23 protein-coding genes are annotated in these 25722 nt (G+C 71.1%); 17 read left to right on the top strand and 6 right to left on the bottom strand.

All coding sequences use genetic code 11. From position 1 onward, the window contains the following. Positions 1–127: 127 nt before the first annotated feature. The 3 genes from AY578_RS17005 to AY578_RS17015 are packed head-to-tail and all read left to right on the top strand — an operon-like array spanning position 128 to position 3593. Positions 128–1036, top strand: a complete 909-nt coding sequence (locus AY578_RS17005; protein ID WP_052183261.1) for a polyphosphate polymerase domain-containing protein — start codon at positions 128–130, stop codon at positions 1034–1036. Then, positions 1033–1716, top strand: coding sequence for a DUF4956 domain-containing protein (locus AY578_RS17010; protein ID WP_019525848.1), 684 nt, complete (start codon positions 1033–1035; stop codon positions 1714–1716). Before AY578_RS17005 ends, AY578_RS17010 begins: the two co-directional genes overlap by 4 nt. Next, a complete protein-coding gene (locus tag AY578_RS17015) occupies positions 1716–3593 on the top strand; it encodes a CotH kinase family protein (protein ID WP_258902928.1) in 1878 nt (625 codons plus the stop codon). Before AY578_RS17010 ends, AY578_RS17015 begins: the two co-directional genes overlap by 1 nt. 185 nt (positions 3594–3778) lie before the next feature. Here AY578_RS17015 and AY578_RS17020 read toward each other — a convergent pair whose 3' ends face one another. Further along, positions 3779–3937 carry an Arc family DNA-binding protein gene (locus tag AY578_RS17020; protein ID WP_052183260.1) on the bottom strand — a complete coding sequence of 53 codons (159 nt, stop codon included), beginning with the start codon at positions 3935–3937 and terminating at the stop codon, positions 3779–3781. 130 nt (positions 3938–4067) lie between these two features. On the opposite strand from AY578_RS17020, the gene AY578_RS17025 reads away from it, so the two are divergent. From AY578_RS17025 to AY578_RS17035, 3 genes are all read left to right on the top strand, one after another. Beyond that, positions 4068–5210 carry an RNA-guided endonuclease InsQ/TnpB family protein gene (locus AY578_RS17025; RefSeq protein ID WP_052183266.1) on the top strand — a complete coding sequence of 381 codons (1143 nt, stop codon included), beginning with the start codon at positions 4068–4070 and terminating at the stop codon, positions 5208–5210. A gap of 124 nt (positions 5211–5334) precedes the next feature. Further along, entirely contained in the window at positions 5335–6087 is a 753-nt protein-coding gene (locus tag AY578_RS17030) for a response regulator transcription factor (RefSeq protein ID WP_258902930.1), read from the top strand. Continuing rightward, entirely contained in the window at positions 6084–7685 is a 1602-nt protein-coding gene (locus AY578_RS17035; RefSeq protein WP_258902931.1) for a sensor histidine kinase, read from the top strand. Before AY578_RS17030 ends, AY578_RS17035 begins: the two co-directional genes overlap by 4 nt. A gap of 10 nt (positions 7686–7695) precedes the next feature. On the opposite strand, the gene AY578_RS17040 is transcribed toward AY578_RS17035, so the two are convergent. Further along, positions 7696–8454: a DUF3152 domain-containing protein gene (locus tag AY578_RS17040; RefSeq protein WP_258902933.1), complete on the bottom strand. Its 759-nt coding sequence runs from the start codon at positions 8452–8454 to the stop codon at positions 7696–7698. A 258-nt stretch (positions 8455–8712) separates the two neighbouring features. Between AY578_RS17040 and AY578_RS17045 the strand changes: the two genes are divergently transcribed. The 3 genes from AY578_RS17045 to AY578_RS17055 are packed head-to-tail and all read left to right on the top strand — an operon-like array spanning position 8713 to position 11515. Next, entirely contained in the window at positions 8713–9405 is a 693-nt protein-coding gene (locus tag AY578_RS17045; protein ID WP_161108910.1) for a response regulator, read from the top strand. Positions 9406–9458: 53 nt separating this feature from the next. Next, positions 9459–10940, top strand: a complete 1482-nt coding sequence (locus AY578_RS17050; RefSeq protein WP_337590522.1) for a sensor histidine kinase — start codon at positions 9459–9461, stop codon at positions 10938–10940. Beyond that, positions 10937–11515, top strand: coding sequence for a hypothetical protein (locus AY578_RS17055; RefSeq protein WP_258902935.1), 579 nt, complete (start codon positions 10937–10939; stop codon positions 11513–11515). Before AY578_RS17050 ends, AY578_RS17055 begins: the two co-directional genes overlap by 4 nt. Before the next feature lie 181 nt (positions 11516–11696). Here AY578_RS17055 and AY578_RS17060 read toward each other — a convergent pair whose 3' ends face one another. Beyond that, positions 11697–11915, bottom strand: coding sequence for a hypothetical protein (locus tag AY578_RS17060; RefSeq protein ID WP_019525840.1), 219 nt, complete (start codon positions 11913–11915; stop codon positions 11697–11699). 245 nt (positions 11916–12160) lie between these two features. On the opposite strand from AY578_RS17060, the gene AY578_RS17065 reads away from it, so the two are divergent. Next, on the top strand, positions 12161–13060 hold the full coding sequence (locus tag AY578_RS17065) for an ion transporter (RefSeq protein WP_136238911.1): 900 nt from the start codon (positions 12161–12163) through the stop codon (positions 13058–13060). Between the two features lie 105 nt (positions 13061–13165). Beyond that, entirely contained in the window at positions 13166–13669 is a 504-nt protein-coding gene (locus AY578_RS17070; RefSeq protein ID WP_028959550.1) for a lamin tail domain-containing protein, read from the top strand. A gap of 67 nt (positions 13670–13736) precedes the next feature. Here the strand turns inward: AY578_RS17070 and AY578_RS17075 are convergent, their stop codons facing one another. Further along, positions 13737–15251, bottom strand: a complete 1515-nt coding sequence (locus AY578_RS17075; RefSeq protein ID WP_258902938.1) for a serine hydrolase domain-containing protein — start codon at positions 15249–15251, stop codon at positions 13737–13739. A gap of 110 nt (positions 15252–15361) precedes the next feature. On the opposite strand from AY578_RS17075, the gene AY578_RS17080 reads away from it, so the two are divergent. The 3 genes from AY578_RS17080 (at position 15362) to AY578_RS17090 (ending at position 17580) form a co-directional block, all read left to right on the top strand. Next, positions 15362–16582, top strand: coding sequence for a sensor histidine kinase (locus tag AY578_RS17080; RefSeq protein WP_215047887.1), 1221 nt, complete (start codon positions 15362–15364; stop codon positions 16580–16582). After that, complete coding sequence (locus tag AY578_RS17085; RefSeq protein ID WP_136238914.1) at positions 16573–17220, top strand: response regulator; 648 nt, start codon at positions 16573–16575, stop codon at positions 17218–17220. Before AY578_RS17080 ends, AY578_RS17085 begins: the two co-directional genes overlap by 10 nt. A 156-nt stretch (positions 17221–17376) precedes the next feature. Beyond that, positions 17377–17580, top strand: coding sequence for a hypothetical protein (locus AY578_RS17090; RefSeq protein ID WP_136238915.1), 204 nt, complete (start codon positions 17377–17379; stop codon positions 17578–17580). Positions 17581–17727: 147 nt separating this feature from the next. On the opposite strand, the gene AY578_RS17095 is transcribed toward AY578_RS17090, so the two are convergent. Both AY578_RS17095 and AY578_RS17100 read right to left on the bottom strand, forming a co-directional pair. Then, positions 17728–18750, bottom strand: a complete 1023-nt coding sequence (locus AY578_RS17095; RefSeq protein ID WP_258902940.1) for an alpha/beta hydrolase — start codon at positions 18748–18750, stop codon at positions 17728–17730. 268 nt (positions 18751–19018) lie between these two features. Continuing rightward, positions 19019–20305, bottom strand: a complete 1287-nt coding sequence (locus AY578_RS17100; RefSeq protein ID WP_136238917.1) for a PucR family transcriptional regulator — start codon at positions 20303–20305, stop codon at positions 19019–19021. Positions 20306–20573: 268 nt separating this feature from the next. Between AY578_RS17100 and AY578_RS17105 the strand changes: the two genes are divergently transcribed. The 3 genes from AY578_RS17105 to AY578_RS17115 are packed head-to-tail and all read left to right on the top strand — an operon-like array spanning position 20574 to position 25367. After that, complete coding sequence (locus tag AY578_RS17105; protein ID WP_215047888.1) at positions 20574–22412, top strand: DUF3556 domain-containing protein; 1839 nt, start codon at positions 20574–20576, stop codon at positions 22410–22412. Between the two features lie 40 nt (positions 22413–22452). Continuing rightward, positions 22453–23949, top strand: a complete 1497-nt coding sequence (locus AY578_RS17110; protein ID WP_136238919.1) for a class I adenylate-forming enzyme family protein — start codon at positions 22453–22455, stop codon at positions 23947–23949. Then, positions 23946–25367: a phytoene desaturase family protein gene (locus tag AY578_RS17115; RefSeq protein ID WP_136238920.1), complete on the top strand. Its 1422-nt coding sequence runs from the start codon at positions 23946–23948 to the stop codon at positions 25365–25367. Before AY578_RS17110 ends, AY578_RS17115 begins: the two co-directional genes overlap by 4 nt. Positions 25368–25722 lie beyond the last annotated feature (355 nt).

Genomic DNA, 25722 nt, shown 5'->3' on the forward strand with positions numbered 1-25722 from the left:
TCCGTTCGGCTACTCAGATTCACATCCAGGACTCCGGGAATCGACCCGTGTTTTTCATCGGCTCCTCATCCGCCGTTGGTTGCGTGTGCGAGTCCGTTCGGTCCGTGAGGGACGAGTGAGGAGGCGCATGGTGTTCCTGTCGAAGGCAGCCCCGGCACGAGAGGGTCAGGGGGCCGGCGAGGAACCGTTGCACGTGGCCAGCAGGCTGCACGCCTTCAACCGGTTCGAGCTGAAGTACCTGGTCCCGGTGGAGGAGGCGGCCGAGATCCGGGACGAGCTGGCCGAGCGGATGGACCGCGACGAGCACAGCCCGGTCGGCGGCTACGGCGTGTGGAGCCTGTACTACGACACCCCGGAGCTGCGGTTCTACTGGGAGAAGATCGAGGGCCTGAAGTTCCGGCGCAAGCTGCGCATCCGGCACTACGGCGACCTCGCCGGCGTCACCGACGACTCGCCCGTCTGTGTCGAGATCAAGCAGCGGGTCAACCGCGTCACCCAGAAGCGCCGCATCACCCTCCCCTACGGCACGGCCCGCCGGCTGTGCGACGGCCGGGAGCTGATCGAGCACGCGCCCAAGGAGAGCGCCTTCGTCCAGGAGGTCCTCGACCTGGTCGTGCGCCTCGACCTGCGGCCCATGGCGATCACCGGCTACCAGCGCGAGGCCCTCGTCGGCCGGGACGCGGACACCGGTCTGCGGGTCACCTTCGACCGCCGCGTCCGCGGCCGCGACCGGGACTTCCACTTCGGCATCCCGACGCCTGAGAACCGGTTCACCGTCCCGCCGCACATGGCGGTCATGGAGATCAAGGTCAACGAGCGCACCCCGCACTGGATCACCGACATCGCCGCGCGCCGCAACCTCAACCTCGTCCGCATCTCGAAGTACGTGCAGTCCGTCGAGGCGTTCGGGCTGGCCCCGCGCTCGGTGTTCCACATCGACGAGTCGGACTGTCCCCCGCCCACCCCCACCGAAGAGCAGCCGCTCCCCCAGCGGCCGGCGCGGCCCACCGCGTCCCCGAAGGCAGGAACCCCATGAACTTCGATCTCCAACTCCAGGAACTCAGCGGCACGTTCAGCGTGGCCGACGTGGTCGCCGCGATGGCGCTGTCGTTCCTCCTGTCCACGCTGATCGGCTACACGTACCGGTACACGCACCGGAACGTCTCCTACAGCCAGTCCTACGTGCAGACGCTGGTCGTCGTCGGCATGGTCGTCGCCCTGATCATGCTGGTCGTCGGCTCGAACCTGGCCCGCGCGTTCTCGCTGGTCGGCGCGTTGTCCGTGGTCCGTTTCCGCAACGCGGTGAAGGAGACCAGGGACGTCGGCTTCATCTTCCTGGCCATGGCGATCGGCATGGCCTGCGGCGCCCGCTTCTACACGCTGGCCGCGGTCGGCGCGGTCGTCGTCTGCGCGGTCGTCCTGGTGATGTTCAAGTTCAACTGGTTCGCGCTGAACGTCCAGCGTCAGGTGGTCAAGGTCCAGGTCCCGGCCGGTGACGACCACACCCCGCAGATCCGTGACGTCCTCATCAAGTACACCAGCGAGTTCGAACTGGTCAGCACGGAGACCATCCGCGGCGGCGCGCTCACCGAGGTGTTCTACACGGTGCGGCTGAAGAAGGGCGCCGAGCCGGGCGACCTGGTCGCGGCCCTCCAGGAGCGTACGGCGGGTCAGCGGGTCACCGTGCTGACCGGTTACGACACGACGGACCTGTGATGAGCGGCGGGACGAGCGCGCGGCGCGGGCGTCGGCTGCGTGACCGGCTGCCCGTCCGGCTGCGCCACCACTGGAAGCCGGCCGCGTCCCTGGGCGTCGGACTCGTCTGCCTGGTCTGGGCGTTCGGCGACGCGCGGGTCTCCCCGTACGTCACGTCGTCCTCGCGGGCCGAGGCGGACACCATCGTGGACGACGTGCGCGGGACGGTCGGCCTGTACGACGCCTCGGTGCCGCACTCCATCGAAGTCACCTACCGCCAGGCCGACTTCGACAAGATGATGAAGGAGTTCGAGGAGGACGGCACCAAGGACTACATCGAGGCGGACCTCGTCATCGACGGAGTCGCCCTCAATGATGTGGGGCTCCGCCTCAAGGGCAACTCCACCCTCCAGTCTCTGCGCGGCAACAGGGGCATGCCCGGTGGCGGCCGGGACCTCCCCGAAGGCGCGCAGGAGGCCCCGGGCCGCGCCGGCGCCGAAGGCGGCGCCGGCGGGCCCGGCGGTGCGGGCGGTGTGGGCGGTGCAGGTGGCGCGGAAGGTGCGGGAGGTGCGGGAGGTGCGGCCGGGCCCGGCGGCATGGGCGGCGGCGGGATGACGCAGTACGACCTGTCCGCCGAGAAGCCCGAGGAGCTGCCCTGGCTCGTCAAGATCGACGAGTACATCGAGGGCCGCGCCTACCAGGGCGAACGCGAGATCTCCCTGCGCCCCGGCGTCGACGGCCAGGTCCCGCTCAACGAGGCCCTGTCCCTCGCCCTGACCGACGAGAGCGGCCAGAAGGCCGAGCGCTACAGCTTCACCCGGTTCACGGTGAACAACCGCCCCACGGTCACCCGCCTGATGGTGGAGGCGCCGGACACCGAGTACGCGGAGGAGGTCGAGGACGGCAACGGCGTGCTCTACAAGGCACGGGCGGGCAGCAGCTTCACGTACCGCGGGGACGACCCCACCGAGTACGAGAGCGACTTCAGACAGCTCAACAAGAAGGGCAGCCAGGACCTCGAACCGGTGATGCGACTCATCAAGTGGGTCGACGGCGCCACGGACGAGGAGTTCGCCCGCGACCTCGACACATACGTCGACGTCGAGTCGCTGGCGTCGTACGTCGCCGCGCAGAACCTGCTGCTGAACTTCGACGACATGGCCGGGCCGGGCAAGAACTACCTGCTCTGGTACGACCTGGACACCAAGAAGTTCTCCGTCCTGGGCTGGGACTACAACCTGACGTTCAGCGGCGACGCCACCGCCGGGCCGGACGACTCCGTCGGCATGGGCGGGGGCGGGATGCGCCCGGGGGCCGGGAACGCCGGCGCCGGAAACGGGACCGGGGGCGGGACGGCCGACGGCGGGACGACCAGCGGGGGCACGTCCACCGGCGGGACCGGCGCGCAGGAGCCCCCGGCCGGCATGCCCGAGGGCTTCCCGGAGGGGATGCCGGAAGGGCTCCCCGAGGGAGTGCCGGAAGGGACGCCCGAGGGCTTCCCCGGCGGGACGGCCGGCGACGGCGGCACCGCAGGGAACGGCACCGCAGGGAACGGCACTGCAGGGAACGGCACTGCAGGGAACGGCACCGCCGGGAACGGCGGCACCCCCGGTGACGACACCAACCGCGGCGGCGGCCCCGGTTTCGCCGGGCACCCGCTCAAGACCAAGTTCCTGGCGTCCGACGCCTTCGACGAGGTCTACAAGAAGGCGTACCGCGAGCTGTACAAGACCTTCTACGCCTCCGGCACGGCCGAGAAGGAGCTGCGCACCCTCGCCGAGCAGGCCCGCGCAGCCGGGGCGGACTCCGACGAGCTGGACACCGCGGTGACCCGGCTCACCACGACGGTCACCGAACGCGCCAAGGCCCTGGCCGCGGACAAGGACGTGACCGGCTGAACCCCCGGCGCCCCGGACCGCCCGTCTCCCCCCGAGGGCGCGTCCGGGGCGCCGGGTCCTCCCCGTCCGGCGTCCACAGCTTCACTCCCCGCGTTCACCTTGTTCCCTTCGAGGATGCCCCGGCCTTCAGGCCGGGGAGGAATCGAAGCTCCCGCGTAGCGGGGCACGGAAGAGAGCAATCGCCGTCAGGGCGATTGGTCGTCTCCACTCACCGGGCCGAGGGCGGCCTCAAGCAGGTGGACGATCTCGGAGTTGAGGGACCGCCGTTCGGTACGGGCTTCCTCGGTGAGGCGTGCGTGCAGGTCGGCGGGCAGTCGGAGCGTGATGCGCTTCTCTTCATCCATTGACTCCAGAGTAGTGGATCGTCAGTGGTACGGTGACACCGTGGTGACATTACGGAAGGTTTCGGAGGGTACCGGGCACGCCCGGTACACCTACCGGCTTCGCGTGTCGTCGACCGCCCGCACGGGCCTGATGGCCGAGTGGGCGCGCTGCCGCTGGGTGTGGAACGAGTGCGTGGCTGTCTCCCGCAAGCGGCACCACGCCAACCGGACGCGCCCGGACGGTGCGCCGAAGGTGACGTGCGGTCCGGCCGAGCTGGACAAGATGCTGACCGAGGCCCGCGCCAAGCTGCCGTGGCTGCGTGAGGGTGCTTCCGTTCCGCAGCAGCAGACCATCCGCGACTTCGCCAAGTCCCGCGCCAAGGCCCAGAAGGACATCAAGGACCGGCTCCCGATGCACAGACGGGCCGGGATGCCCAAGGCGAAGGAGAAGCGCGAGGCTCTGCCCACACTGAACTACACCACCCGTGGCTTCCGGGTGAAGGACGGCCGCCTGCACCTCGCGGGCGGCATCAGCCTGACGGTGATGTGGTCGCGGGACCTGCCCTCCGCTCCGTCCTCGGTACGCGTGTACCGCGACAGCCTCGGGCACTGGTACTGCTCGTTCGTCGTCGCCGTCGAGACTCAGCCGCTCCCGGCCACCGGTCGTGTGCTCGGCGTGGACTGGGGCGTGAAGGAGACCGCCACCACCACGAGCGACGACCACGACCTGCCCCATGCTCAGCACGGCAAGACCGCCGCACAGAAACTGGCCCGCTACCAGCGGATGATGGCCCGTCGCCGCCCCGCCAAGGGGCAGGCCGCCTCGAAGGGCTACCGCGAGGCGCAGGCGCAGACCGCCAAGCTGCACAAGAAGGTGGCCAGGCGGCGGCAGGATGCCGCCCGCAAGTGGGCCAAGCGCGTCGTCCGCGACCACGACGCCATCGCTGTCGAGGACTTCAAGCCGAAGTTCCTCGCGAAGACCACCATGGCCCGCAAGGCGGCGGACGCTGCGATCGGCGCCACGAAAACGGCCCTGATCGAGATGGGCCGCAAGCACGGGCGTGATGTCCGCCTCGTGCACCCCGCGCACACCACGATGGACTGCGCGCAGTGCGGAGCGAGAACCAAGCACGCACTCCCCCTTTCGGAACGTACCTACACCTGCACCGCGTGCGGAGCTGTGTCCCCCAGGGACAAGAACTCCGCCCGCGTGATGCTGGTCCGGGCTGGTCTCAACCCGGCTGGTGCTGAGGGTGTAAGCCCTCCGGGAGCGCTGCTCCCGGAGGCAGCCTGAGCCAGGAATCCCCTCCCTTCAGGGAGGGGAGGATGTCAAAGCTTCGCTCCCTACGATGACCGCCGCCCCACGGGGACACGCCCCGCCGTGTGCCCCGCACCCGTAGCCGCCGAGGTGTCCTCCCGTGACCGACCAGCACGCCCGCCCCCGTACGCCGACCGCCGGTCACACGGTCCTCGTCGTGGAGGACGACGCCAGCATCCGCACCCTGCTCACCTCCGCGCTCACCGCGGCCGGGTACGGCGTGCTCAGCGCGGCCGGCGGGCAGGAGGCGCTGGCACTGGCCCTCGACCGCCGCCCGCACCTGATCGTGCTCGACGTGATGCTGCCCGACACCGACGGCTTCCGGCTCACCCGCGAGCTGCGCGCCCGGGGCGTCTACACCCCGGTGCTGTTCCTCACCGCCCGCGGTGACGTGGAGGACCGGATCATCGGCCTCAGCTCGGGCGGCGACGACTACGTCACCAAGCCCTTCCACATCCAGGAGGTGCTGCTGCGCATCCGCGCCATCCTGCGCCGCAGCAACGCCCCCGCCTCCGTCACAGGCGCCGCCCCCGCCCTGCGCTACGCCGACCTCACCCTGGACGAGGCCACCCGCGAGGTGCGCCGCGGCGACCGCCCCGTGCGGCTGTCGCCGACCGAGTTCCGCCTGCTGGCCTGCCTGCTCGCCCACCCGGAGCGGGTGCTGGAGAAGGCGGAGATCCTCCAGCAGGTGTGGCAGTACGACTTCTCCGGCGACACCCGCATCGTCGACACGTACATCAAGAACCTGCGCCGGAAGATCGACCGGACACCGCCCGCCCTCGTCCACACCGTGCGGGGCGTCGGCTACTGCCTGCGCCTGCCGCGCGACGAGGCGCCGGAGTCCGCGCGATGAGCCGGCGACCCGGCCTGCTCCGTCACACCGCTCTGCTCCGTCGCACCGCTCTGCTCCGTCGCCCCCGCCGGCTCCGCCGCTTCCGCCCGCGGTCGCTGCGCAGCCGTCTCGTCCTGATCGCCTGCCTGCTGGCCACCAGCGCCGTCCTGGTCTGCCAACTGGCGGGGCTGACCGTGCTGCGCGGCTGGCTCACCGACCAGGTGGACGAACGCCTCTCCCACTTCCGCCCTCCGGACCGCGTCGCCCGGGACATGGCCGAGGACCGGCTGCGCCCCCCGCCCCCGGACCCCACCCTCCCCTCCGACTACCGCGTCTTCTTCTACGACGCCGACGGCGCCCTGCTGCCCGCCTCCCTGGGCAGCGGCAACGGCGCGGGACCCCGGCTGCCGGAGCGGGAGGCCGACCTGGAGCTGACCGACGGGCGCCCCGCCACCGTCCCGGCCGGAGGGAACGGCACGGACTCCGGCTGGCGGGTGCTCACCCACGCGGGCCCCGACGGCACGCGGACGGTCGTCGCCCTGCCGCTGGACACCGTGGACGGCGCCACCACGAAACTGCTGTGGCTCAGCCTCGGACTGGGCGTCGCCGTGGCCGTCGGGGTGATCACCCTCGGCAACGGCGCGGTCCGCCTGGGCCTGCGCCCCCTCACCCGCGTCGAGCAGACGGCCCAGCGGATCACCGACGGCGCCCTCGAACTCAGCGTGCCCGTCCCCGGCCCCGACACGGAGGTGGGCCGGCTGGGGCTGGCCCTCAACACGATGCTCGACCGTCTCCGTACCGCGCTGCGCCGCACGGAGAACTCCGAGCAGCGGCTGCGGCACTTCATGGCGGACGCGGGCCATGAACTGCGCACCCCGCTCACCGCCGTGCAGGGGTTCGCCGATCTGCTGCTGCACGAGCCGGACATGCCGGCGGCCCGGCGTCAGGAGGCGCACGCCCTGATCGCGCGCAACGCCGAGCGCATGAGCCGTCTCGTCGACGACCTGTTCCTGCTGGCCCGCCTCGGCGACTCGGCCCCGGCCCACCGGGAACCCGTCGACCTGCTCTCCCTCACCGCGGACGCCATCGCCACGACCGCGATCCGCCACCCGGACCGCTCCATCACGCTGGAGCCGCTGGAAACCCCGGGGGCCCCGGGCCCCGCCCCGGATCTCGCCGTGGTGGAGACCCCGGGCGACCCGCACCAACTCGCCCAGGTCCTCGGCAACCTGCTGACCAACGCCTGCACGCACACCCCGCCCGACAGCCGCGTCCGCGTCCGCGTGGGCGCCGCCCGCGTCCGGACGGAGGGCGCGGACTCCCCGAGCAGCGGTCCGCCCCTGCCGCCCGGCACACCTGCCTGCGTGGTCGAGGTCGCCGACGACGGCCCCGGCATCCGGCCCGACGAGGCCCCGTACGTCTTCGACCGCTTCTACCGGGCGAGCCCGGCGGCCGACGAAGGGGAACCGGGGACGGGCCTCGGTCTCGCCATCGCCGCGGCGATCGCCACCGCGCACGGCGGCCGCCTCGAACTCGACAACCGGCCCGGTGAGGGCTGCGCGTTCCGCCTGCTCCTCCCCGACTCCACGCCGGGCCCGGACGACGACCGGCGGGGGTGACGGCGGGCTGTCAGGCGGCGGGGCCCGTGACGAGGTCGCCGTCCTCGTCGTAGGGCCAGGCGTTGGCCACGCAGCCGTTCAGGCCCTTGATCTGCTGCATCATCACGGGCGCGAGCCGCCCCTCACCGCCGCAGGTCATGTGGGAGTGGCCGAGGAAGTGGCCCATCTCGTGGTTGATGATCAGCGCGCGGTAGTCGTGGATCGGCCCGTCGAAGGTGGGGGAGCCCTCGACCCAGCGCCGGAGGTTCACCACCACGCCGTCCGGCACCTCGCAGTTGTACTCGCCCCCGGTGTCCTGCCCGATGCCGTCCCAGCACAGGGCGTCCGCCGTGGCGGGGGTGGCGATCCTGATCGAGAGGTCGTGCGGGGCGCCCGCGCCGACCAGTTGGAACGCGTTGTCGGGGTCGTGGGTCCAGCCGCGCGGGGCGCCCAGGATGTCGGCGATCTCCTCGGCCGCCTCGGACGGCGAGACGTCGAGCCCGTCCTCGACCTCCACGACGTACCGCAGCGGCCGGGACCCCTCGCCGACCGTCTCCCCGCCGGACCGCGCGGTGACGAACGTGCCGCTGCCCTGCTCGGGCACCTCGATCGTGGTGCGGGTCGGAGAGGGGGAGGGCGCCGGCGTCGGGGGCGGTGTGGGTGTGGGGGTGGCTCGAGGGGGCCGGGCGTCCGGAGCGCTCTGCTGCGAGCTGCCCCGGTCCCGCAGTTCGGCGCGCAGGAAGGCCGCCGTACCCAGTACAGCGATGGCGAGCAGGACGGTCGGCAGCACGCGGCGCCGTCTACGGGAACGTATGCGGCGGCGGGTGGACGGCCGTCGTCCGCGGGTGCGGCGGGCGGCCGCGCGGCCGCGGGTGGGGGGTGCGGATTGCCTCTCTCGTACCGAACGCATGACAGGTCAATCTGGTCATCCCAGTTGATCGCGATGAGCCCACGAGGTCACGGAACGGTAACGACGGCCGGGTGTCCGGCGGTTGAAGGCGACGGGCGACCGGACCTGCCGTCCACCCGCCCTGCTTAAACTGCCGCAATGCCACGGATCCTGATCGTCGAGGACGACTCCATCGTGCGGCAGGCCGTGCGTCTGGGCCTGCGGCATCAGGGGCACGAGGTCGTCGGGGTGGAGACGGGCGAGGAGGGGCTGGAGCAGCTCCACGCCGTCCGTCCGGACGTCGTCGTGCTCGACCTGATGCTGCCCGGCATGTCCGGCCTGGACGTGTGCCGCCGGATCAGGGAGCGCGACCAGGTGCCGATCATCATGGTCACGGCCCGGGGCGACGACATCGATGTCGTCCTCGGTCTGGAGACGGGCGCGGACGACTACGTGGTGAAGCCCGTGCAGGCGCGGGTCCTCGACGCGCGCATACGCGCCGTCCTGCGCCGGCAGGACGCGTCCCCGCCCGACGGCACGCGGCCCCGCCCGGAGACGCACGGCGACCTGGTCGTCGACCGCGCCGGGCTGGTGGTGACCCACAGGGGCGAGCCCGTCACCCTCGCCCCCTCCGAACTGCGCCTCCTCCTCACCTTGTCCGCGTCCCCGGGCCAGGTGTTCAGCCGCCAGCAGCTGCTGGAGGCGGTCTGGGAGCATGGCTACCACGGCGACATACGCCTGGTGGACGCCTGCGTGAAGCGCCTGCGCGGCAAGCTCGGCGAGGGCAGGAACCCGCGCTACGTGCAGACCGTACGGGGCTTCGGCTACCGCTTCGGCACGGGCCGCGCGTGAACGGCGCCCGGTCCGCGGAGCCCCTCTCCGCTCCTCGCCGCCTCCACCGCGCCGTGGTGTCCCGCATCCCCCTCCCCCTCCGCGGTCTGCGCTCCCGCCTCCTCATCTCCTTCGTCCTGGTCGCCATGGCCAGCTCCCTCGGCACCGGCGCCCTCGCGTTCCGGGAGGCGCGCACGGGGGTGCTCCAGCAGAGCCAGGACTCCGTCATCAACCGCTTCCGCGCGAGCGTGGAGGCGGTGGCGCCGACCGTGCCGCACACGCCCGGTGCGATGGACCTCCAGTCGGCGGTCAACCAAGTGATCGCCGCCAACCGGCTGTCCGGCTGGCGGGTCATGGCCACGTACGGCGACCTGCGCGCGTACGCCCCCACGCCCCGCTTCACACAGCCCAGCCCCGAGATGCTCCGCTCCGTGCGGTCGCGGCGCGCGGCGGTGTTCCAGCGGGTGAACGTCGACGGCAGTCCGCGTCTCCTCGTCGGCATGCCCGTGACGTACACGACGGACGACGGCACGGAGCGGCTGTCCGGGGTGGTGATGTACCTGGAGGTGGCGCAGACGGAGGAGGAGGGGTACGTCCAGGCGATGGTGAGCGGCATCGAACGGGCCACCCTGGTGGCGCTGTGCCTCGCCGTGGTCCTGGCGCTGCTGGCGGCGAGCGGTGTGCTGCGCCCCGTACGGGCCCTGCGCGGAGCGACGCGCAGGATGGCCGCGGGCCATCTCGACGTACGGCTGAAGGTGACCGGATCGGACGAACTGGCAGAGCTGTCCCGCTCGTTCAACGAGACGGCGGCGGAACTGGAGCGGACGGTGGCGGAGTTGCGGCGCCTGGAGGCGCGGGGGCGCCGTTTCGTGGCGGACGTCTCCCACGAACTGCGCACCCCGCTGGCGGCGATGACGGCGGTCACCGATGTGCTGGACCAGCGGGTGGAGGGCGAGACGGGCGAGGCGCTGCGGCTCGTCAGCGAGGGCACACAGCGGCTGAGCGTGCTGGTGAACGACCTGATGGAGATATCCCGCTTCGACGCGGGCGCGGCGGAGCTGCACCGGGACGACATCGACCTGGCCGAGTCCGTCCGCCGCACGGTCGCCTCCCGCTGGCGCCCGGAGGACGTCGAACTCCGGCTGCCCGCACCGGGCGAACTCCGCGCCCGCGTGGACCCGCGCCGGCTCGACGTGGTGACGGCCAACCTGGTCGGCAACGCCCTGCGCCACGGCGAACCGCCGGTGGAGGTGACGCTGGAGAGGCGGGGCGACATCGCCGTCCTCGCGGTCACCGACAACGGCCCGGGCATCGCACCGGACGCGCTGCCGCACATCTTCGAGCGCTTCTACAAGGCGAGCACGTCACGGGCGAGGCGCGGGCGCGGGAGCGGGAAGGGCGGCGACGGGGACAGCAGCGGCCTGGGCCTGGCCATCACGGCGGAGAACGTGCGCCTGCACGGGGGCCGGATCCGCGCGGCGAACCGCCCGGGCGGAGGGGCGGTGTTCACGGTGGAGCTGCCGCTGGACGTGGAGGACGAAGGGGGGACGGAGTGAGGCGGCGGCTCGGCGCGGCGGCGCTGCTGACGATGCTGACGGGGTGCGGAGTCCCGACGTCCGACGTCATCGAGGCGGGCGCGCCGGCGAGCGGGATACCGGGGCCGCCGGTCCCGACGGCGGACGTGGCGGAGCCTGCCACCGTCCCCCTCTTCTTCCTGACGGACGGCGAGTTGACGGCGTACCCCCGCCCGGCCACGGACGCGGCCGACCTGACCTCGGTGGTCCGCCTCCTCCTGGAGGGGCCGAACGAGAAGGAGAGGGCGGTGTCGGCGACGACGGCTCTCCCGCGTCTGTCGAGCGCCCCTTCGGTGACGGTGACCGACGGTTCCACGATCAAGGTGACCCTCCCTGACGCCCCCACGCCGGTGTCCCGTGAGGCCCTCCTCCAACTCACCTGCACGGTCCGCTACGCCGCCGCGCCCTTCCCTCGCCCTTCGGGCCAGGACAGCACCCCTCGCCTCCAAGTGACGGGCGCGTCGTGGACGATGACGTCCTCCACGACGTCCTGCCCGGCGAAGCCGTCCGCGGAGGCGGGTGGTCCGTTCCACGGGGGCGGGGGCGGGGGCGGCTGACCGCCGGCTCGGACTCCGGGCGCGGTCCTCGCCCTCGACCGCCGCGACTTCCGTGCCGTACCGCCTGTTGAGCCGTCACAAAGCTTTCCGGGTACTGCCGGACGACCTTCCGCTCCGAACCGCAAACGGTGCCGGCCGTCCACCCCCGGACGAACGGCACCGCGGCTACTCGCCCAGCCGCCTACTTGGCCGCCTCCAGCGCTGCCAGGGCCTGCGCCCAGCGGACGTACTTCAGGTTCGCCAGGTCCGCGACGGTCTTCACGCCGAACGCCTCCTGGAGCAGCTCGCCGTCACGGTCGGAGACACCCTTCAGCGCGGCGACGGGCGCGTCGAGGATCTCCTGCAGGCTCTTGTCCGCCCACGCCTTGTCCAGCACCTTGTCCAGGTCGATCGAGGCCATGAGTGTCGTCTCCAGGGATGCGGGGCCCGGGCAACACCCGGACCTGATTCTCTACAAACGTGTAGAAGAATAGGGAGGCACCGTGGGCCGGGGGCGGACTTCCTCCCCATCGCGCCGGAAACGGCCGAATACCGCCCCTGACCTGGCCGGACACCCCACGGCCGTGCAGTAGACATATAGCCCTGATGCAAGATCGTCGGCGTCCCGTCCGGGGTGCCGCGCAGGCGAGGAGAAACACCCGCACGATGTCCGAGCTGTCCGAGCAAGGAGTGCGCCCGGCCCGTACGGCTCTGGCCGCACGGGCCCGCGCCGTCACGGAGGCGCACGGGTTCACCGCCGCCGTCGTCACGCTGATCCTCGCCAACGCCGCACTCCTCGGCGTCGAGACGTACTCCGGGCTGGCCGCGGACTGGCACCGCTGGTTACGGACGGCCGAGCACCTCTGCCTCGCCGCCTTTACCGCGGAGATCCTCGTGCGCCTGGCCGCCCACGCCGACCGCCCCCGCGACTTCTTCAAGGACCCCTGGAACCTCTTCGACCTCGCGGTCGTCCTCTGCGCCTTCCTGCCGGTCCTGCGGGAGAACGGCACGGTCCTGCGCCTGCTCCGCCTGGCCCGCGTCCTGCGCACCGCCCGCTTCCTGCCTCAACTGCGCGTCGTCCTGGTCGCGGTGGTCCGCAGCCTCCCCGGCACCCTGAGCTTCCTGCTCGTCGGCGCGCTGCTCCTCTACGTCTACGCCATGGTCGGCTGGGTCTTCTTCGGCCGCCACGACCCCGAGCACTACGGCTCACTCGGCCGCGCCGTGCTCACGCTCTTCCTGCTGATGACCCTGGACGGCGTGGGTGACGCGGTCCGCGCGGGCCTGGACATCTCCCGCTGGAGCCTCCTGTACTACGCGTCCTACGTCCTGCTCGCCTCGTTCGTCCTGGTCAACGTCCTCATCGGCGTGGTCCTCACGTCTTTGGACGAGGCCCGGGACCTGGACCGTGAAACCCCGCCGACGGCGACCCCGCCCGTGGGCGACGCCCTGCGCCTCCGCATCGAGGAGGCCCGCCGGGCGCTGGACGCCCTGGAGCGCGAACTGCCGCACGCGCCGCCCCCGCCGCCGGACTCCCTGCCGACGCTGCCCGCGGAACGTCAGATGTAGGAGGGCCGGTCGACCGATGGTCACATCCTCTTCACATCGCCATCATCGTATGAACACCTTAGGTATGCTCCGGATGCTTCATCCGCACCACTGAGGGGGGACCTCATGCTCATCCGGCGCACCCTGACCGCTGCCGCGACCACCACCGCCGTCGCCGCGCTCGCGCTGACCGCGGCGATACCGGCGCACGCCGCCGAGTACTCCTCGGCGCTCAAGATCAAGGGCATCCAGTACGACGCCCCGGGGCGGGACTCCAACAAGTGCTCCGGCGGGAACACGAAGAACGAGTACCTGACGATCAAGAACTACTCGAAGAAGTCGAAGATCAACCTGAAGGGCTACAAGGTCAAGGACAAGGCCGGCAACACCTTCGTCTTCAGGTCGAACCACATCCTCGAGCCGGGTGACTACGTGCACCTGCGCGGCGGCCGGGGCACCGACTCCGACGGCAAGAACGTCGTGTACCGCCAGAACTGCAACTTCATGTGGAACAACGACAAGGACACGATCTACCTCTACAAGCCGGGCGGCTCGCCCTCCGACATCCACGCCTACACGAAGAAGGCGCACGACAAGGACGGCAACGGCTACATCAAGTACCACGGCTGACGGCACATCCGCCTCGCCACGGCAGGGCCCGGGGACCGTCGGCTCCGGGCCCTGCCGCCGCGCCGCCCTAAACGCGCCCGGGCGCCCTGCCCGGACCTTGCCCCCACCGCACCAACGCCACCCCCCGCGCGACGGCCACCGCCCCCGCCGCCAGCGCCGCGCCCCCCACGAGGACCACCAACGCCGGCCAGGCATACGCCGTCTGCGCCAGCGTCCCCGACCGGAACATCAGCAGACCGACCAGCGAGCCGAGCTGGGTGAACACCAGTACCGGCAGCGCCAGCGGCAGCAACCGCACCCCCGTCCGCCACCAAGCCCGCCCCGCACGCCGCCGCGCCCACGCCCCCGCCCGCAGCGCACCCCGCACACCGAGCCCGACCGCCGCCACCGTCAGCGCCGCCAGCACCCAGTCCGCCGTCATCGAGAACGGCCTCTCCACCTCCGGCTCCACGCCCCGCGCGAGGTCGACGAGCCCCGACGTGATCTGCGCGGCGTCGTCCCCGGCGAGCATTCCCGTGTTGGTGACCACCGCGATGCCGACGCCGCTGCCGGGCAACAGCGTCGCCGTGGCGTTGTGGGTGAGGAGCTGGCCGTTGTGATGGATCACCTCGGTGCCGGAGTCGTCCCGGTGTCGCAGCCACCCCATCGCGTACTCGGTGTCCGCCGGCACCGCAGGCGGAGTGTGCGTCAGCGCGACGCTGCGTGCCGTGGCGACCCGGCGGCCCTCCGCGGAGACACCCCCGTTGTTCTGGGCGATCAGCCACCGCGCGAGATCGTCGGCGGTGGTGACGACACCATGACCGCCCGCCGTGAACCACCGCGGATGCGAGCGCGCGAACACGGTGCCGTACGCACGGACGTACCCCCGTGCCCCGTCGGGCATCTCGCTCGTCGTGTCGACGGACACGGTGTCCGCCATCCCCAGCGGCCGGAACACCTCGGCGGACAGATACTTCGCGAACGGCCGCCCGCTCACCACTTCCACCAGCCGTGCCGCGACGAAGTAGTTGGGGTTGTGATACCGGTACCGGCTGCCGGGATCGGTGGCGAGCGGCGCTCCTCTCATCGCTGCGACGGCCTCCTCCAGCGTGTGCGGCTGTGCCCGCGTGAGATCCGGATACGCGGAGTCGTCCATCCCGGAGGTCTGCGTCAGCAGCTGCCGCACCGTGATCCTCCGATACCGCCCGTCGGCCATGACGAACTCCGGCAGGTACCGGACGACGGGCCGGTCCAGCTCCACCTCCCCCGCCTCGACGAGCTGCATGACGGCCAGCGCGGTCATCGCCTTCGACAGCGAGGCGACGGGCACCGGCGTCCGCTCGGTCATGTCCGGCCCGGAAGCGGTGTGCCCGTACCCGGCCGTGCGCACCACCCGCCGGCCGTCCGTCACGGCGACCACGGCCCCCGGCAACCCGGTCTGCTCCATGTACTCCTCGACGAACCGGTCGACGGATCCCGCGTCCAGCACAGCACCGGCCGATCGTGGCGCGGCAGCCGAGACAGCCGGTACGGCACCGACGACAAGCGCACCCGTCAGCCCGATCACCGCCGTGACGGTGCCGAAAACAGAGGTCAGCTTCATGCCGCCCAGTGCACCGCCCGCCACCCCTCCGGCACACGGGCACGCACACGAGTCCCGAAGGTAGTGAACGCACTACTGTCCCGGCCCCGCCGCCTCGCTAGGTTCGACGGATGCGACACCGGACCGCCTGGCAGGCGCTGGGCCAGAACCCGTTGAAGGTGCTCGGCTCCAGCTGGCCGTGGCGCTCACTCGCGTACCTCACGACGGGTGTGGCGTTCGGCGCCGTAGCCGTGTCGGCGCTCCTGGCCATGCTCGCAGCGGGCGTCGTCTCCCTCGTGGTGCTGATCGGCGCCCCGGTCCTCCTGGCCGTTGCCCTGTCCGGCGTCGCCGTCACCCGCGTGGAGCGCCGGCGCCTGCGCCTGGTGGACCTCGACCCCGTACCCGACCCGCACCGCGCTCCCGACGCCCCGGGCCTCACCGCCTGGGTACGGACCCGGCTGCGCGAGCCGGCGACCTGGCGCGAGCTGGGTTTCACGGTGGTGTCGGGGACGGCGTTGTGGTGGGTGGACCTCCTCGTCCTGGCGTTCGCCGTCGTCGTCCCCGTCCTCCTGATCGTGACGCCCGCGGACGACCCGGGTGCATGGCCGGTGGCCGTGCTCGGCGTGAGCCTCCTGGCCGCAGCGCCGTACACGATCACCGCGTGGGCCGGCGCCCGCGCGGCCGTCACCCGGCTGATGCTGGCGCCCCGCGACGACGAACTGGGCCGTGAACTCACTGACGTACGCGCGTCCCGCGCCCGCTTGGTGGACGCCTTCGACATGGAACGCCGCCGCATCGAACGCGATCTGCACGACGGCGCGCAGCAACGCCTCGTCTCCCTCAACGTGATGCTGGGCCTGGCCGCGCTCGACGCGGATCCGGACTCACCTGTGGCAACCCGGCTGGCCGAGGCGCAGGAGCAAGTAACGCTGGCCGTCGAGGAGTTGCGTGAGCTGAGCCGGGGCGTCCACCCGAAGGCGCTGACCGATCAGGGCCTGACCGCGGCGGTGGAGAACCTGGCGGCACGCTCCGTCCTGCCCGTCACCGTCGACGTACGCCTCCCGCACCGGCTCCCGCTCTCCGTGGAGACAGCCGCGTACTTCGTGGTCGCGGAGGCCCTGACCAACGCGGTGAAGCACAGCAAAGCGACCGGGGCGGAAGTGCGGGCGCGCCTGCACACGGACGTACTGACCCTCTCGGTCAGCGACGACGGTATCGGCGGCGCCGACCCGTCCGCCGGCACCGGCCTCGTGGGCCTGGCGGACCGCATCGCCACGGCGGACGGCAGATTCCGTGTGTCGAGTCCTCAGGGCGGACCTACGCTGCTGCACGTGGAGCTGCCGTGCCGCTGAACGTCGTACTCGCCGAGGACTCCCCGCTGATGCGGGACGGCCTGGTCGGCGTCCTCACCCGCTTCGGCCACGAGGTCGCGGCGGCCGTAGGGGACGCGGAGGCGCTGACCACGGCCGTCCGGGACCACACCCCGGACATCGTCGTCACGGACGTCCGCATGCCGCCGGACAACACGGACGACGGCCTGCGCGCGGCGGTGGCCCTGCGCCGCGAACACCCTGGCCTGCCGGTCCTCGTCCTCAGCCAGTACATCGAGCAGTCCTACGCCGCCCACCTGCTCGACCTGGGCAGCGACAGCGGCGTCGGCTACCTGCTGAAGGACCGCGTCAGCGCGGTGAGCGAGTTCGTCGACGCGGTGACCCGGGTCGCGGCGGGTGCGACGGTCGTCGACCCGGAGGTCGTACGCCAACTCCTCAACCGCCGCCGCGACCCCCTGCAACGCCTCACCCCACGCGAACGCGAGGTCCTCGCCCTGATGGCGGAGGGCCGCACGAACACGGCGATCGCCCGCGAGCTGTACGTCACGGAGGCGGCGGTCAACAAGCACGTCGGCAACATCCTGCAGAAGCTGGACCTCCACCTGGACGGTCAGACACACCGCCGGGTGCTGGCGGTACTGACGTACCTGCGGGCCTGACCGTGGTGCGCGCTGCACCACGGCTGTGATCAAGGGCCTCCCAAGCACCGTGTCCTCGGTCATAGGCTGGTCGACGTCCTGACAGGGCCGTCTACGGACAAAAACAGGGGGGAGGGGGCCAGTTGTGCCTCCCTTCACCAGGGAGGAGTCACACCCGTGAGAGGTTCCCTGATCCTGTCCCCGCCGGCGGGCGTCCTCGGCCACCGCGAGGCACTGCGCGAGGTGTTGGCCAACCCCGACATTCCTTACGAGGAGGCGAGCGGGCCGTGGACGCTGCAGGCCGCTCTGGGCCAGCGCCTGAGCCGTCGAGCGACGACGCACCCAGCCCTCCAGCACGGCCCGCTGGGCATCGGTCAATAACAACGGCGGATCCGGCGAAATCCCCTTCAAGTCCGTGGGCCGCTGTCGGCCAGGCATCCACCCCAGGTCGAGACCACCCGCCGGCTTACTGCTCACCCGGTGACGAGAGCGGTTCGGGACGGACGTCGCGCGCGCTTCTGACGGACGTCACGCGCGCTTCTTCGGCAGAGGAGGGACGTGGCGGTGCAGGAACTCGATTTGGTCCGCGACGACGGTGTCGAACAAGGGGTCGACGTAGGGGTCGAAGTGGCCGCCCTCGTAGACGCGGACGGTCGACTGCTGCATCTTGCCTGCGGCCCGCTCGGCGACGCGCTTGGGAGTGATCGCGTCCTGCGCGACGATCTGGACCAGGGCCGGGCACGTGATGTTGCCTGCCCAACGCTGGGGCGAGTAGAGGCCGATCTTCAACGCGATGCGGGCCGCCACGGTGTGGGGGTAGGCGTCCTCCTTCAGCCCTGATTCGCGGAGGAGCGTGTGCATGCCCGGATAGGCGTCCGGCGAGGTCATCATCGCGGTGCTGCCGGGAAGACCGACGCTCTCGACGTACACAGGTTCACGACCGAGCAGAGAGGCGATGGCGTCCCGGATCCCCGGCACGCCGACCCTGAGGGCGGCCCGCAGGCCGGTCGACCTCACCGCTGCCGGGCCGCTGACGTGCGGGACCTGAGCGATGACGGCGGCGAGGGGCTCTCCTTGGCCGGCGAGGGTGATGACGTGACCGCCGGCGAACGAGGTACCCCATGCCACGATTCGGGAGTGGTCGATTCCCTCGAGCGACCTGGCGTAGCGGAGGGCGGCGCGCCAGTCCTCGTGCTGCATCCCGATGTCCAGCACCTGGCGCGGCTCACCCTCGCTCTCCCCGAAGTTCCGGTAGTCGAAGACCACGACGGCGTATCCGGCGGAGGCGAAGCGCTCGGCGTAGGCGTAGAGCCGTAGCGCACGCACCGCGCCGAAGCCGTGTGCCATCACGATGACGGGCAACGGCTGATCAGCATCGGTGGGCCGGTAGACGCGCGCGGCGCACCTGGTGCCGGCGGAGTCGAACCACTCCTCCGACGTCGTGAACGTGCCGTCGTGCGTCTCGGCCATGGTGCACTCCTCGTCTCGCTGTGTCGTCCTGAACGATGGCCAGGGCGATGGATGGCGCTCAAGCGGTGGGCGTTGGTCCATGCCGCGCCTGCGTGTCACTTCGGCAGTCGCTGCGCCACCGCGGCCCCGGGGACAGGGTGACGATCGTCCCGGAAGAGCCGGGAGCCCTGCGAAGCACGCCCGTGTGCTGGTGATCCCCGCGGCGAGGACAGCGTGACCTCCGCCGGGGCGAGGCGCCCAGACTCGCTCGCGCGGACGAAGAAGTCGTCGGTCGGGCGGAACAAAATGAGCGGCCTGCGCCGTGGTCGTGGACCAACCCCTCCCCGGATGCACGGGGATTCGGTCGAGATCACGGAGATCGGGTGAGCACGGCAGGTCCGAGCCACCGGCATGCGGCGAGCGCCAGCTCCAGGTCGAGCCGGTCCTCCTCGATCGGCCGCCCCCGCAGCCGCACCGCTTTGTCCACCCGGTACTTGACCGTGTTCTTGTGCAGGTGCACCTTCGCGGCGGTCGCGACGAAGCTCTGGTTCTGCTGCAGGAAGACGGTGAGGGTCTCCCGCAGGCGTGCGACACCTTCGTCGTCCTGTGCCAGTCCCCCGAGCATCGAGGTGACGAGGTCGCGGGCGAGGGCGAGGTCGCCCGCGAGAGCGGCGGCCGCCCTGACCCCGGGCGCGGTGAACGACGTGATCTGCTGGGCCCGTTCGGCCCCGATGACGGCGACCTGATGAGCGCGCAAGGCCTGGCGGTGTGTCGCACGGAAGCCCGCGATTCCTGTCCCGACCGCGCCGACCGCGGCCTTCACCTCACTTCCCGCCTCACCGAGGATTCGGGCCAAACGGTCGAGGCCGACAGGTGTTCCTGCCCGCAGCGGTATCCAGCCCCAGCCGAGCGAGCGGTCCTGCGGGACGAACAGCGGCGAGGAGTCCGCACCGACCTCCTGGGCCACGGAGCTGGTCAGCTGCCCGAGAGACTCCAGCGGGTCCGTCGACGTCATGCGTTCGTCCGCCCAGAGGACGAGTCCGAGGTGCTCCTGGCGGAGTCGGTAACCGAGGACCCGCTCCGCCGCGGCCACGTGCACCTCCTCCCCGGCGAGGAGCGCGCTCAGCGTGGCCGTGCGGATCGTGTTGCGGTTCGCCAGCCACCGCTCCCGCTCGGTCTCGTACTCCGCGACGACCTGCTCGGAAACGCGGTCGATGTAGGCGAAGGCGGCGTCCTGAAGCATCTGCAGCGCCGCGAAGGAGATCCTGCCGTCCGGCTCGACGCCGGCCAGCTCCCCGGTCACCCACTCGAGGGCGCGCCGGTGGCCGAGGCGGTACGCGCGCAGCAGGGCGTTCGAGGAGATCTCGCGCTGCGCAAGGCGTCGCGCGTACTCGACGGCCGCCCACGGCGCCTCCACCGTGTCGACCGGGACCCCGTACCGCGTGATGTGGAAGAACGTCTTCACGTTGCTCTCCACACTCGCGTAGAGGAGGTCGAGCATCAGCTGGTCTCCGCGAAGCTCCGAGATCGACTCGGCGAGCTCGGCCTGGAGCAGGCGCGCCACCTGGTCGAGCTGCGCGCTCGAGGCCGCGGCGATGTCGGCGACGCGGGCGGCCGCGCGGCGGGCGATCTCCTCGCCGTCCCCCCAGGGATCCATGGTTGACCTTTCCTCCCGTGTTGGTTCCCGGGCACAGCTGTGTGGTGGGCCCTTGGACCGTCGCACCAGACGGTAGCCGGAAACGGGGGGAACGCAGGCCAATCCGCACCCGATCTTTTGGTTCGCGCGCACAGTGTCCCAGGTCTTCCCGCCTCCCTACAGTCCGTGCGTCCGGATCGTGTGACGCGGCCTCATCAACCAACGGTGTCAACCCTGGCGGGCGGTCACCGATGCGTGCCGCCCGGGCCACCACCGAGAGGAGCACCCGTTGGGATTCATCAAACCGTCTCCGCAGCCGGTCGAGCCGACGCTCTTCCTGAGGCTTCCCCTGCGCGAACGCGTGCGCATCCTCAGCACCCACTGGGTCGACGACGGCTTCGGCACACCACGCGCGCTGCACATCGTGTACATCGTCAAGATGCTCGGCCTCTACTTCGGCGTCGGCATCTGGATCGCGTCGGTGACGTCCGGGATCGAGTTCACCGACATCGGCAGCTGGTACCACAACATCGTCGTGTACCAGAAGCTCGCCGTGTGGCTGATGCTGCTGGAGGTGATCGGACTCGGCGGTGCGTTCGGCCCCTTGTGCGGCCACTTCCGCCCGATGATCGGCAACATCCGGTACTGGATCCGTCCCGGCACCCTCCGCATGGCGCCCTGGGGCAGCCGCGTGCCGTTCACCGGTGGCGACGAGCGCACCTGGTTCGACGTGGCGCTCTTCGTCGGTGTGCTCGCCGCCCTCGTCCACCCGCTGGCCGCGCAGGCCGAGCCTGTGCCGAGCGAGTTCCTTCCGGCGGGCACCGGCCCGCAGGAGCTCATCCCGCCGCATTGTTTCCTCCCGATTCTCGTCCTCATGCCTCTGATGGGCCTGCGTGACAAGGTCGTCTTCCTGGCCGGCCGGTCCGAGCAGTACCTGCCGATCATGCTGTTCTCCGCGCTGATGGGGAGCATCGGCAGCACCGCGGACTTCGTCGACCTCGTCGTGGTGTTCAAGATCGTGATCTGCATCGTGTGGATCGGCGCCGGCGTGTCCAAGTTCGGTGCCCACTTCGAGCACGTCGTGCCGCCGATGGTCTCCAACAGCCCGGCCATGCCCGGACGAACCGTCAAGCGTCTGCACTACCGCGACGCCCCGAACGACCTGCGCCCCTCCCGCGTCGCCTGGTTCATGGCGCACATCGGCGGCACCGCCGTCGAGATCGTCGTCCCGATCACCCTGCTGCTCACGACGAACGCGACCGTGGCGCTGATCGGCGCACTGTGCATGCTGGCCTTCCACATCTTCATCGCCTCGACGTTCCCGATCGCCGTCCCCCTGGAGTGGAACGTCTTCTTCGGATTCATCGCGATCGTCCTGTGGGTCGGATTCGATCCCGGCACGTACACCGTCTGGAACTTCTCCGAGCCGCTCCTGCTCGTCCCGGTCCTCGCGCTGCTGCTGTTCGGGCCGGTCCTGGGCAACCTGCGTCCCGACCTCGTCTCCTTCCTGCCCTCCATGCGCCAGTACGCCGGGAACTGGGCCTCGTCCGTGTGGGCGATGAAGCCCGGTGTGGAGGAGCGGCTCAACGAACTGCCCGGGGTGGAGAACCAGATCGACCAGCTGCAGCGCATGCTCCCGATCCCGTACGAGCGTGACGACGCCGAGATGACGTTGCAGAAGGCACTCGCCTGGCGCTCGATGCACAGCCAGGGGCGTGGCCTGTTCTCGCTCCTGTACGCGCACCTCGCCGACCTCGAGACACGCACCGTCCGCGAGGGGGAGTTCGTGTGCAACACCCTTCTCGGGTTCAACTTCGGTGACGGCCACATGCATGACGCTCGCCTCGTCGCGGCCGTGCAGAAGCGCCTCGCCCTCGAGCCCGGCGACCTGCTCGTGGTCTGGGCCGAGTCCCAGCCCATCCACCGGCGCACCCAGCGGTACCAGGTGATCGACGCCGCGCTGGGCGTGGTCGAGCGGGGCACATGGAAGGTCGCCGACTGCGTGGCGGAGCAGCCGTGGCTGCCCAACGGTCCCGTCCCGCTGGACGTCACCTGGACCGCCGCCGGATACCGGCGTCGGCAGGCCCTGGGAACGAACGCGAACCGGCCTGACGAGACCCCGGTCTGACCTCTCGCCCGCCACCCCCTCTCCTCCCGGAGGACGTCCCATGCACTTCGCTTCTCTCCCCTCGGAGCGCGCCGGCGCCAGGCCCGACGGCCCGTGCCTCTCCGACGAGACGGTCGGCACGCTCACCAACCAGGCGTTCGCGGCACGGGTCGAAGCAGCGTCCCGCGTGTTCGCGACCCACGGAGTGGCTCGCGGCACGGTGGTCGCGGTCCGACTGCCGAACCGCGTGGACCTCGTGGTCACGCTCTTCGCCGCCTGGCGCCTCGGCGCCGCCGTCACACCGGTGAACCCCGCCCTGGCCCACGGTGAGGCCGGGTACCAGGTCGCCGACTCCGGGGCGCGCGTGCTGGTCACCCACGACGGCCTGTCGCTGGAGGGCGCCACGACGCTCGCGCCCGAGGACCTCACCGCGCCCCGCGCGGGCGTCGACGTGAGCCTGGCCGAACCGGACCTGGACGACCTGGCCCTGCTCGTCTACACGAGTGGCACCACCGGACGCCCCAAGGGGGTCGAGCTCACCCACGCCAACCTCGACGCGATGACCGCCACGATGGTCGAGGCGCTGTCACTCGACGAGGACGACCACAGCCTGCTGATCCTGCCGCTGTTCCACGTGAACGGCATCGTGGTCAGCGTGCTGTCGCCCCTGCGCGCGGGTGGCCGGGCGACCATCGCCGGGCGCTTCGACCCGCGGACCTTCTTCGCGACCCTCGAAGCCGCGCGTCCCACTTACTTCTCGGGAGTCCCGGCGATCTACACAATGCTCGCGAACCTGCCCGCCGAGGTCGAGCCGGACACCAGTTCGCTGCGCTTCGTCGCCTGCGGAGCGGCTCCGATGCCGGGCGCGCTCATCAGCCGGGTCGAGGAACGCTTCGGAGTGCTGCTCATCGAGGGGTACGGGCTCTCGGAGGGCACCTGCGCCTCGACGAGCAACCCGCTCGACGGGGTCCGCAAGCCCGGCACGGTCGGCGTCGCCCTCCCCGGACAGACGGTTGCCGTCATGGCCCCCGACGGCACTCTCGTGCCGCGGGGTGAGCGCGGCGAAGTCGTCATCCAGGGGCCCACGGTGATGCGTGGCTATCACAACAGGCCCGAGGAGACCGCCCAGGCCCTCAAGGACGGCTGGCTGCACACCGGCGATGTCGGCATCCTTGACGAGGACGGTTACCTGCGGATCGTCGACCGGATGAAGGACATGATCATCCGTGGTGGTGAGAACATCTACCCCCAGGAGATCGAGCACGCCATTCACGCGCACCCCGCCGTCCTCGAGGCCGCGGTCGTCGGCCGCCCCCATCCGGTCATGGGCGAGGAGCCCGTCGCGTTCGTCGCCCTGCGGGAGGGTGCGACCCTCGACGAGGACGAACTCGTCGCGTTCCTGACGCAGCGGATCGCGAAGTTCAAACTGCCGACCTCGGTGACCTTCGTCGACGAGGTGCCGAAGAACCCCGTCGGCAAGTTCGACAAACCGCGTCTGCGTGCGACCATCGCTTCGGCGGGCGCATCAGCCATGAGCCCGGGCGAGGAGACGTCGTGACGACCGCAGTCGTGGTCGGCAGCGGTCCCAACGGACTCGCGGCCGCGCTCGTACTGGCCGACGCCGGGGTGCGGGTGCGGGTCATCGAGGCCGCCGACACCCTGGGAGGCGGCACACGCTCGGCTGAACTGACCCTTCCGGGACTTGTGCACGACGTGTGCGCGGCGATCCACCCACTGGCGGTCGCCACGCGGTTCTCCCAGGCGTTCGATCTCGCCGAGCACGGCTTGTCGTGGGCGGAACCGCCGGTGCAGTACTCCCACCCGCTCGACCACGGACACGGCGCCGCCGCCTACCGCTCCGTCGAGGAGACCGGCCGTCACCTCGGAGGACGTGACGGCCGCACCTGGACCCGCGTGTTCGGCTCGCTGACCGACCGTTTCGACACGATCGCCGACGAGTTTCTGCGACCGGTGCTCCACATCCCGAGGCATCCGCTCCACCTCGGCCGGTTCGGGCTGTACGCCGGGCTGCCCGCCTCGCTCCTGGCCCGACGCTGGCACCAGGACGAGGCCCGCGCCCTGCTCGCCGGGCTCGCCGCGCACGCCTTCCGCCCGCTCGGCACCCTCGCGTCCTCGGCCATCGGCGTGGCACTCGGCACCGCCGCCCACCGCTACGGCTGGGGCGCCGCCGTCGGAGGCTCGGCCGCCATCTCCACGGCGATGATCGCCGCGGCGAAGCAGCGGGGCGTGCTGTTCGAGACCGGGCGCACGGTCACCAGCCTTGACGAACTCGGACCCGTCGACCTGGTCATGCTCGACACCGCCCCCGGCGCCGCGGCCGACATCATCGGCGACCGACTTCCACGACACGTCGCACGCGCCTACCGTGCCTACCGCCACGGCCCGGGCGCCTTCAAGGTCGACTTCGCCGTCGAGGGCGGTGTGCCGTGGACGCACGAACCGAGCCGCCACGCCGGCACGGTCCACGTCGGAGGCACGTTCGAGGAGATCGCGTCGGCCGAGGCGACCGTCGCCCGCGGCCGTATGCCGGACCGGCCGTTCGTCCTGGCGGCACAGCAATACGTCGCCGACCCGTCGCGGTCCGTCGACGGTGTGCACCCGTTCTACACCTACGCCCACGTACCGGCCGGTTACACCGGGGACGCGACGGAGGCGATCGTCGCCCAGATCGAGCGCTTCGCGCCCGGCTTCCGCGACCGCGTCCGCGGCACGGCCGTGTGCAGCACCACCGAGATGTCCCGCAAGAACGCCAACTACGTCGGCGGCGACATCGTGGGGGGCTCCAACGACCCGCTGCACCTCCTGTTCCGCCCCCGCGTCACGCTGCACCCCTACGCCACCGGAGTCGACGGGGTCTTCATCTGCTCGGCCGCCACGCCCCCCGGAGCCGGGGCACACGGAATGTCGGGCTACTGGGCAGCACGGGCCGCTCTACGCACGGCCGAAGCCGCGTGAACTGCTCGGCCTTGGAACGTTTCCGCTTCCGGCTTTCGGGCGGAAGCTCTCCAGGAGCTGAAACCCGTGTACTGACGGACCCTCCGGCCTGCCGCCGGGGTCAGTTCCGCTACGGCGCACACAGGGCGAGGCCACCCCCTGCCGCCCGCGCGACCCGGGCAAACAAAGAACCCCCGGGTCGAAGACCAAGGGGTTTGGATTGGAGCGGGTGACGAGAATCGAACTCGCGTTCTCGGCTTGGGAAGCGATGGCGCTTGCGTGGCTGTATGGCTGCTGACCTGGGCAGATTCGTTGTGCTGCGGCAGGAGTGAGGGACTGGTGGCACCGCTGTTGACCGTAGTTGCCCGCTCTGAAG

Origin of the sequence: Streptomyces thermocarboxydus (assembly GCF_024760485.1) — a bacterium.
Lineage (GTDB): Bacteria > Actinomycetota > Actinomycetes > Streptomycetales > Streptomycetaceae > Streptomyces > Streptomyces cellulosae.

What these genes read in the sequence shown, in the direction of transcription:
- AY578_RS17005 (WP_052183261.1), top strand. Translation starts at nt 128, where the DNA reads ATGGTGTTCCTGTCGAAGGCAGCCCCGGCACGAGAGGGTCAGGGGGCC.
- AY578_RS17010 (WP_019525848.1), top strand. Translation starts at nt 1,033, where the DNA reads ATGAACTTCGATCTCCAACTCCAGGAACTCAGCGGCACGTTCAGCGTG.
- AY578_RS17015 (WP_258902928.1), top strand. Translation starts at nt 1,716, where the DNA reads ATGAGCGGCGGGACGAGCGCGCGGCGCGGGCGTCGGCTGCGTGACCGG.
- AY578_RS17020 (WP_052183260.1), bottom strand. Translation starts at nt 3,937, where the DNA reads ATGGATGAAGAGAAGCGCATCACGCTCCGACTGCCCGCCGACCTGCAC.
- AY578_RS17025 (WP_052183266.1), top strand. Translation starts at nt 4,068, where the DNA reads ATGGCCGAGTGGGCGCGCTGCCGCTGGGTGTGGAACGAGTGCGTGGCT.
- AY578_RS17035 (WP_258902931.1), top strand. Translation starts at nt 6,084, where the DNA reads ATGAGCCGGCGACCCGGCCTGCTCCGTCACACCGCTCTGCTCCGTCGC.
- AY578_RS17045 (WP_161108910.1), top strand. Translation starts at nt 8,713, where the DNA reads ATGCCACGGATCCTGATCGTCGAGGACGACTCCATCGTGCGGCAGGCC.
- AY578_RS17060 (WP_019525840.1), bottom strand. Translation starts at nt 11,915, where the DNA reads ATGGCCTCGATCGACCTGGACAAGGTGCTGGACAAGGCGTGGGCGGAC.
- AY578_RS17065 (WP_136238911.1), top strand. Translation starts at nt 12,161, where the DNA reads ATGTCCGAGCTGTCCGAGCAAGGAGTGCGCCCGGCCCGTACGGCTCTG.
- AY578_RS17070 (WP_028959550.1), top strand. Translation starts at nt 13,166, where the DNA reads ATGCTCATCCGGCGCACCCTGACCGCTGCCGCGACCACCACCGCCGTC.
- AY578_RS17075 (WP_258902938.1), bottom strand. Translation starts at nt 15,251, where the DNA reads ATGAAGCTGACCTCTGTTTTCGGCACCGTCACGGCGGTGATCGGGCTG.
- AY578_RS17080 (WP_215047887.1), top strand. Translation starts at nt 15,362, where the DNA reads ATGCGACACCGGACCGCCTGGCAGGCGCTGGGCCAGAACCCGTTGAAG.
- AY578_RS17095 (WP_258902940.1), bottom strand. Translation starts at nt 18,750, where the DNA reads ATGGACCAACGCCCACCGCTTGAGCGCCATCCATCGCCCTGGCCATCG.
- AY578_RS17100 (WP_136238917.1), bottom strand. Translation starts at nt 20,305, where the DNA reads ATGGATCCCTGGGGGGACGGCGAGGAGATCGCCCGCCGCGCGGCCGCC.
- AY578_RS17110 (WP_136238919.1), top strand. Translation starts at nt 22,453, where the DNA reads ATGCACTTCGCTTCTCTCCCCTCGGAGCGCGCCGGCGCCAGGCCCGAC.